We start from the raw sequence: 6,855 nt of genomic DNA, 5'->3' as shown, positions 1-6,855 counted from the left end.
TCATGGGGGCGTGTTGCATCGCTCCTCCACAAACCGGACAGATTACTTGCTACGAACCGGACAACTCATTTGCTGCTGACACTCGGTTACCTGTATGTTGCCCATGTGTAGCCAGGCGGCTACAATTCGGCCATGTACACCGTGGTTGAAACAGAGGCCTTCTCCGATTGGCTGGAAGGACTGAAAGATCGCGCCACCCGATTTCGGCTGCTCGCCCGGTTGCGCAAAGCCATGGTAGGCAACCTTGGCGACGTGAAGCAGGTTGGGGCTGGCGTGTGGGAAATGCGCGAGTTCTTCGGCCCTGGCTGGCGCATGTACTACGTGATTCGTGGCGGCGTCATCATCCTCATGCTGGGTGGCGGCGACAAGTCCTCCCAGGAGCGCGATATTGAAGCGGCCAAGCGATTGGCCATGGAGTTGCAAGATGAGCAAGATCAAGACCCGCACGTTTGACGCGGCCAACTACCTCAACACGGAGGAGGACGCAGCCGCCTACCTCGACGCGGCCATGGCCGATGGCGATCCCGCCTTGCTGGCTGCTGCGCTGGGCGACATTGCGCGTGCCCGTGGCATGACCCAACTTGCAAAGGACACGGGGCTGTCTCGCGAGAGCTTGTACAAAAGCCTGTCGGGTGAGCGGGCGCCCAGTTCCGAAACGCTGTTCAAGGTTATCAACGCCATGGGCTTCAAGCTCAGCGTGGTGCCGGCCGCTGCCCGCTGACGGGAGTCCGCAGCGCGTCCGACTTGACGATCTCAAATCAGACTTTGTCCCCGGGGTGTCCCCGAGTTTTTCGGGGCAGCACTAAGCGCTTGATTTCATTGGGGTTTTGCTGGCCTGCCCGGAGGGACTCGAACCCCCGACCTGCTGCTTAGAAGGCAGCTGCTCTATCCAGTTGAGCTACGGGCAGTTTGTCGATAGAAAAATGGCCCAACAAGTGGGCCATTTTTTTTGAGGGTGGTCGGAGCGGCGGGATTCGAACTCGCGACCCTCTGCTCCCAAAGCAGATGCGCTACCAGGCTGCGCTACGCTCCGACTAATCCGGTTATTCTACAGCGCGAAATGCCCAATTTCTTGTGTCCCGCCGTGTTTTTGATGCGGCTTGTGCACAAGAGGGGGCTGAGCGGGCCCGAAAATCGCGTTCAACAAGAGGCTTTGGGGCAAATCCAACGCTTTGGCCAGCCAATCCCAGAACATTTACGCTGTGGGTGGGTATAAAAAGTGCGTGGAAAGTGTTAAAATCCGAGCTTCACGACCAAATGGGCGGGTTACTACCGGCCCATTTTTTTTGGTCAATCGCTTTTGGCGCTATGGCGCACGCGGCCAGCGACCCGCAATTTTTGAAGCAGGAACACACGCAGCAATGGCATGGCAAGACGCAGTTGAGCAGACCGTCACCGGACTGGGTTACGACCTGGTGGAGTTGGAGCGTTCCGCGGGTGGGTTGCTGCGCGTCACCATCGATTTGCCCTGGGAGCCTTCGCTCGCGGGAGGTGCTGAGCAATTTGTGACCGTCGAAGACTGCGAAAAGGTCACGCGCCAGCTGCAGTTCCTGCTTGAGGTTGAGAGCGTGGAGTACAAGCGCTTGGAGGTGGGCTCGCCGGGCATTGACCGACCGCTGCGCAACGAGCGCGATTTTGAGCGTTTTGCCGGTCAGGTGGTGGACATCACCCTGAAGGCGCCCATTGGGGCGACCGGCTCAGGCGTGGCGGTCAATCGCAAAAAATTTCGCGGCACGCTCGAGCGCAACGCCGATGGCACGGGCTGGCAGGTGGTTTGGGCCGATGAGCCGAAGCTCAAGCCGGGTCAGAAGGTGGGCAAAAACCGCCCGCCTGCGCCGGTGCATGCGCTGGGTTTTGTGCTGGATGAGTTGCGTGAGGCGCGTTTGGCGCCCATTGTGAGTTTCAAAGGGCGCGGTGCGCCCTCGCCGCAAGGCGGTGCCTGAGCTGGCGGATCAGCCGGTGTCCCCATATCACGAGGCGGCGTCCCTCTTGGCGCAACCCCAAAAAAGATACGACAGATAGGAAAGGTGGCGGTGAAATGAATCGCGAATTGTTGATGTTGATCGATGCGATCTCCCGTGAAAAGAACGTGGAGCGCGACGTGGTGCTGGGCGCCGTTGAGTTGGCCCTGGCCTCCGCCACCAAAAAACTCTACAAGGGTGAGGTCGATATCCGTGTCGCCATCAACCCGGACAGCGGCGAGTACGAAACGTTTCGCCGCTGGCTGGTGGTGCCCGACGAAGCTGGCCTGCAGAACCCCGATGCCGAAGAACTGGTGAGCGATGCGCGTGACGAGTTGGCCGACATCGAAGTGGGCGACCACATCGAAAAGCCAGTGGAAAGCGTGCCCATCGGCCGCATTGGTGCCATGGCCGCGAAGCAGGTCATCCTGCAAAAAATCCGCGACGCCGAGCGCGAGATGTTGCTCAACGATTTCATGAGCCGCGGCGACAAAATTTTTGTCGGCACCGTCAAGCGCATGGACAAGGGTGACCTGATCGTCGAGAGCGGCCGCGTGGAAGGCCGCTTGAAGCGCGGCGAAATGATCCCCAAGGAAAACTTCCGCACCGGCGACCGCGTGCGCGCCATGATCATGGAAGTGGACCTGACGCTGCGTGGCGCGCCCATCCTGCTCTCGCGCTCTGCCCCCGAGTTCATGATCGAGCTGTTCCGCCAGGAAGTGCCCGAGATCGAGCAGGGCCTGCTGGAGATCAAGAGCTGCGCCCGTGACCCCGGCAGCCGCGCCAAGATCGCCGTGTTGTCGCACGACAAGCGCGTGGATCCCATCGGCACCTGTGTGGGTGTGCGTGGTTCGCGCGTCAATGGTGTGACCAATGAACTCGCCGGTGAACGTGTGGACATCGTGCTGTGGTCCGAAGACCCGGCCCAGTTCGTCATCGGCGCGCTGGCCCCGGCCAACGTCGTTTCCATCGTGGTGGATGAAGAGCGTCACGCCATGGACGTGGTGGTGGACGAGGAAAACCTTGCCATCGCGATTGGCCGTGGTGGCCAGAACGTGCGCCTGGCGTCCGAGCTGACCGGCTGGAAGATCAACATCATGACCGCCGACGAGTCGGCGCAGAAGCAGGCCGAAGAGGCCGACGGCATTCGCAAGCTGTTCATGGCCAAGCTGGACGTGGACCAGGAAATCGCCGACATCCTGATCGAGGAGGGTTTCACCAGCCTCGAAGAGGTGGCCTATGTGCCGCTGCAGGAAATGCTGGACATCGAGTCCTTCGACGAAGACACGGTCAACGAGTTGCGCGCTCGCGCCAAGGATGCGCTGCTGACCATGGAAATCGCCAAGGAAGAAGACGTGGAAGAGGTCTCGCAGAACCTGCGTGACGTTGAAGGTTTGACCGCCGAGCTCATCACCAAGCTGATGGACGCCGGTGTGCACACCCGCGACGACCTGGCCGACCTGGCCACCGACGAACTGACCGATATCACCGGACAGACCCCCGAAGAAGCGACCGCTCTGATCATGAAGGCGCGCGAGCACTGGTTCTCTGGCGACCAGGCCAACCAAGCGTCCTGAACCGGAGGCCTCAGCGGAGAACACCCCATATGACCAGTACCACCGTCGCCGAATTGGCTGCAGAACTCAACAAGCCCACCACCGTGCTGCTCGATCAGCTGGCTGGCGCGGGCGTTCCGAAATCGTCGGGCACTGACCCGGTTTCCGACTCCGACAAACACAAGCTGCTGGGCTATCTGCAGGCCAGCCACGGCACCGCCTCGGGCGAGCGCAAGAAGATCACGCTGGTGAAGAAGTCCACCACTGAAATCAAGCAGGCCGATGCCACCGGACGCGCCCGGACCATCCAGGTCGAGGTGCGCAAGAAGCGCACCTTCATCAAGCGCGATGACGAACTGGGTGCAAGCGACGGCGCGGCTGAACAGGCCGAACCCGCCGCCCCGGCGGTGGATCAGGCTGAGTTGGCACGCCGAGAGGAAGAGGCGAGCCGTCAAGCCGAACTGCTGCGTGTGCAGGAAGAAGAGCTGGCTCAGAAACGCCGCGAGCGAGAAGAGCAGGCTGCGCGTGAGGCGGAAGCTGAACGCGCGCGTGCCGCCGCCGAAGCCGCCGCTGCCGCGCAGGCTCAGGCTGCCGCCGAAGCCGCCCGCCTGGCTGCTGCACAGGCAGCGCAAGAAGCGGCCACGGCTGCTCCGGTGGTGGATGACAGCGCGAAGTTGGCAGCTGAAAAAGCCGTCGCCGACAAGGCCGCTGCGGACAAAGCCGCTGCTGGCAAGCTGGTGGCCGACAAGGCTGCAGCCGAAAAAGAAGCCGAAGACGCCCGCGCCCGCGATCTGCAGGAGCGCCGCCGCAAGGCCGAGGCCGAAGCAGCGAACATCCGTGCCATGATGGCCGCGCCCAAGAAGGTGCTGGTGGCTAAGAAGCCCGAGGAACCCAAGCCGGCCGCCGCGCCTGCGGCTGGTATCAAGGGCACCTTGCACAAGCCGGCCACCACCGGTACTGCGCGCCCGGCCGTGGCAGCCCCTGGCGCCGGCGGCAAGAAGGAAGTCAAGTCTGAAAACCTGTCTTCCACCTGGAAGGACGACGCGGCCAAGAAGAAGGAAATCAAGACCCGCGGCGACACCTCCGGTGGCCGTGGCAACAGCAACTGGCGCTCGGGCCCGCGCGGCGGTGGCCGCCGTGGCGACCGCGACAGCCGCGACCAGCAGTCCAGCTTTGCCCAGCCGACCGAGACCAAGGTCATTGAAGTGCACGTGCCCGAGACCATCACCGTGGCCGAGCTGGCACACAAGATGTCGCTCAAGTCGTCCGAGGTCATCAAGCAGTTGATGAAACTGGGCCAGATGGTCACCATCAACCAGTCGCTGGACCAGGACACCGCCATGATCGTGGTGGAAGAACTGGGCCACACGGCGGTGGTCGCGGCACTGGACGATCCGGAGGCCTTCACCGAAGACGAAGTCGCGCAACAATCCGCCGAAGCCCTGCCGCGTGCTCCAGTGGTCACCGTCATGGGCCACGTCGACCACGGCAAGACCTCGCTGCTGGACTACATCCGCCGAGCCAAGGTGGCGGCGGGTGAAGCGGGTGGCATCACCCAGCACATCGGTGCCTACCACGTGGAGACGCCGCGCGGCATGATCTCCTTCCTGGACACCCCTGGCCACGAAGCCTTCACGGCCATGCGTGCCCGTGGCGCCCAGGCCACCGACATCGTGATTCTGGTGTGTGCGGCCGACGACGGCGTGATGCCCCAGACCAAGGAAGCCATCAAACACGCGAAAGCGGCTGGTGTGCCCATGGTGGTGGCGCTGACCAAGATCGACAAGCCCGGCATCAACCTGGACAAGGTGCGTTCCGAATTGGTGGCTGAAGAGGTTGTGCCCGAAGAATTTGGTGGCGACGTGCCTTTTGTGGGCGTCTCTGCCAAGACCGGCGAGGGCGTCGATGCGCTGCTCGAACAGGTGCTGCTTCAAGCCGAAGTGCTGGAACTCAAGGCGCCGGTGGAGGCCATGGCCAAGGGCCTGGTGATCGAAGCGCGCCTGGACAAGGGCCGTGGCGCCGTGGCCACCGTGCTGGTGCAGTCTGGCACGCTGAAGGTGGGCGACGTGGTGCTGGCCGGTCAGACCTCCGGTCGTGTGCGCGCCATGCTGGACGAAAACGGCAAGCCGTCCAAGGAAGCCGGCCCGTCCATCCCGGTGGAAATCCAGGGCCTGGCCGAAGTGCCGCAGGCTGGCGACGACTTCATGGTGATGCTGGACGAGCGCCGTGCGCGCGAAATCGCCACCTACCGTGCAGGCAAGTACCGCAGCACCAAGCTGGCCAAGCAACAGGCCGCCAAGCTGGAGAACATGTTTGCCGACATCGGTGCCGGCGAAGTCAAGATGCTGCCCATCGTGCTCAAGTCCGATGTGCAGGGTTCGCAGGAAGCGCTGGCGGCCTCGCTGCTCAAGCTCTCGACCGACGAAGTCAAGGTGCAGATGGTGTACGCCGGCGTCGGTGGCATCAGCGAATCCGACATCAACCTGGCGATCGCGTCCAAGGCGGTGGTCATCGGCTTCAACGTGCGTGCCGACGTGGGCGCACGCAAGCTGGCCGAAGGCAACGACATCGACATCCGCTACTACAACATCATCTATGACGCGGTGGACGACCTGAAGGCCGCCATGTCCGGGATGTTGGCGCCCGAGAAGCGCGAAGAGGTCATCGGCAATGCCGAGATCCGCACCGTGTTCGTGGCGTCCAAGATCGGTACGGTTGCGGGCTGTATGGTCACCAACGGTTTTGTCACCCGCAGCGCGCATTTCCGCCTGCTGCGCGACAACGTGGTCATCTATACGGGCGAACTCGACTCGCTCAAGCGCATGAAGGACGATGTGCGCGAAGTCAAGGAAGGCTTCGAGTGCGGTATCAAGCTCAAGAACTACAACGACATCAAAGAAGGTGATCAGCTGGAGTTCTTCGAGATCAAGGAAATCGCGCGCACGCTGTAAGCGAAGCAGGCCGACATGCCCAAGAAGAAGTCCTCTGTTCCCAACCGCAGCTACCGCGTCAACGATCAGATCCAGCGCGATCTGACCGAGCTGATCGCGCGCGAGCTCAAGGACCCGCGGGTGGGCATGGTCACCATCCAGGCGGTGGAAGTCACGCCCGACTACGCCCACGCCAAGGTGTTCTACAGCTTGCTGACGGGCGATCCGCAGGAAACCCAGGACGCCTTGAACCAGGCGGCCGGTTTTCTGCGCAATGGGCTGTTCAAGCGCCTGCACATCCACACCGTGCCGACCTTGCACTTCGTGTTCGACCGCACCACCGAGCGAGCGGCCGACATGAACGCTTTGATTGCCAAGGCGGTTTCCTCGCGCGCCAAAGAGGACTGA

The 6,855-nt window shown here is 62.4% G+C and carries 6 protein-coding genes and 2 tRNA genes; 6 read left to right on the top strand and 2 right to left on the bottom strand.

Annotation, left to right across the window (positions count from 1 at the left end; translation table 11 throughout):
- Positions 1 to 132: 132 nt before the first annotated feature.
- Both ACFQU0_RS02735 and ACFQU0_RS02730 read left to right on the top strand, forming a co-directional pair.
- On the top strand, positions 133 to 453 hold the full coding sequence (locus ACFQU0_RS02735) for a type II toxin-antitoxin system RelE/ParE family toxin (RefSeq protein WP_382198586.1): 321 nt from the start codon (positions 133 to 135) through the stop codon (positions 451 to 453).
- Complete coding sequence (locus ACFQU0_RS02730; protein ID WP_382198585.1) at positions 425 to 721, top strand: addiction module antidote protein; 297 nt, start codon at positions 425 to 427, stop codon at positions 719 to 721. The genes ACFQU0_RS02735 and ACFQU0_RS02730 overlap by 29 nt, the downstream gene beginning before the upstream one ends.
- A 110-nt stretch (positions 722 to 831) precedes the next feature.
- Here the strand turns inward: ACFQU0_RS02730 and ACFQU0_RS02725 are convergent.
- Positions 832 to 908: transfer RNA gene (locus tag ACFQU0_RS02725), tRNA-Arg, on the bottom strand.
- A 48-nt stretch (positions 909 to 956) separates the two neighbouring features.
- A tRNA-Pro gene (locus ACFQU0_RS02720) sits at positions 957 to 1,033 on the bottom strand.
- Between the two features lie 328 nt (positions 1,034 to 1,361).
- On the opposite strand from ACFQU0_RS02720, the gene rimP reads away from it, so the two are divergent.
- The 4 genes from rimP to rbfA all read left to right on the top strand — a co-directional run bounded on the left by rimP (position 1,362) and on the right by rbfA (position 6,855).
- Entirely contained in the window at positions 1,362 to 1,943 is a 582-nt protein-coding gene (gene rimP / locus ACFQU0_RS02715; protein ID WP_382198584.1) for a ribosome maturation factor RimP, read from the top strand.
- A 95-nt stretch (positions 1,944 to 2,038) separates the two neighbouring features.
- Entirely contained in the window at positions 2,039 to 3,538 is a 1,500-nt protein-coding gene (gene nusA / locus ACFQU0_RS02710; RefSeq protein ID WP_382198583.1) for a transcription termination factor NusA, read from the top strand.
- Between the two features lie 29 nt (positions 3,539 to 3,567).
- The gene (infB, locus tag ACFQU0_RS02705) at positions 3,568 to 6,468 is read left to right on the top strand and encodes a translation initiation factor IF-2 (RefSeq protein ID WP_382198582.1); all 2,901 of its coding nucleotides are present in this window, start codon (positions 3,568 to 3,570) and stop codon (positions 6,466 to 6,468) included.
- 15 nt (positions 6,469 to 6,483) lie between these two features.
- The gene (rbfA, locus tag ACFQU0_RS02700) at positions 6,484 to 6,855 is read left to right on the top strand and encodes a 30S ribosome-binding factor RbfA (RefSeq protein ID WP_382198581.1); all 372 of its coding nucleotides are present in this window, start codon (positions 6,484 to 6,486) and stop codon (positions 6,853 to 6,855) included.

Origin of the sequence: Hydrogenophaga defluvii (assembly GCF_042665235.1) — a bacterium.
Lineage (GTDB): Bacteria > Pseudomonadota > Gammaproteobacteria > Burkholderiales > Burkholderiaceae_C > Hydrogenophaga > Hydrogenophaga defluvii_A.
This window is presented reverse-complemented; position numbering and strand designations above follow the sequence as displayed.

Excerpts from the sequence above, each read along its gene's own strand:
- ACFQU0_RS02735 (WP_382198586.1), top strand. The coding sequence starts at position 133 with ATGTACACCGTGGTTGAAACAGAGGCCTTCTCCGATTGGCTGGAAGGA.
- ACFQU0_RS02730 (WP_382198585.1), top strand. The coding sequence starts at position 425 with ATGAGCAAGATCAAGACCCGCACGTTTGACGCGGCCAACTACCTCAAC.
- rimP (WP_382198584.1), top strand. The coding sequence starts at position 1,362 with ATGGCATGGCAAGACGCAGTTGAGCAGACCGTCACCGGACTGGGTTAC.
- nusA (WP_382198583.1), top strand. The coding sequence starts at position 2,039 with ATGAATCGCGAATTGTTGATGTTGATCGATGCGATCTCCCGTGAAAAG.
- infB (WP_382198582.1), top strand. The coding sequence starts at position 3,568 with ATGACCAGTACCACCGTCGCCGAATTGGCTGCAGAACTCAACAAGCCC.
- rbfA (WP_382198581.1), top strand. The coding sequence starts at position 6,484 with ATGCCCAAGAAGAAGTCCTCTGTTCCCAACCGCAGCTACCGCGTCAAC.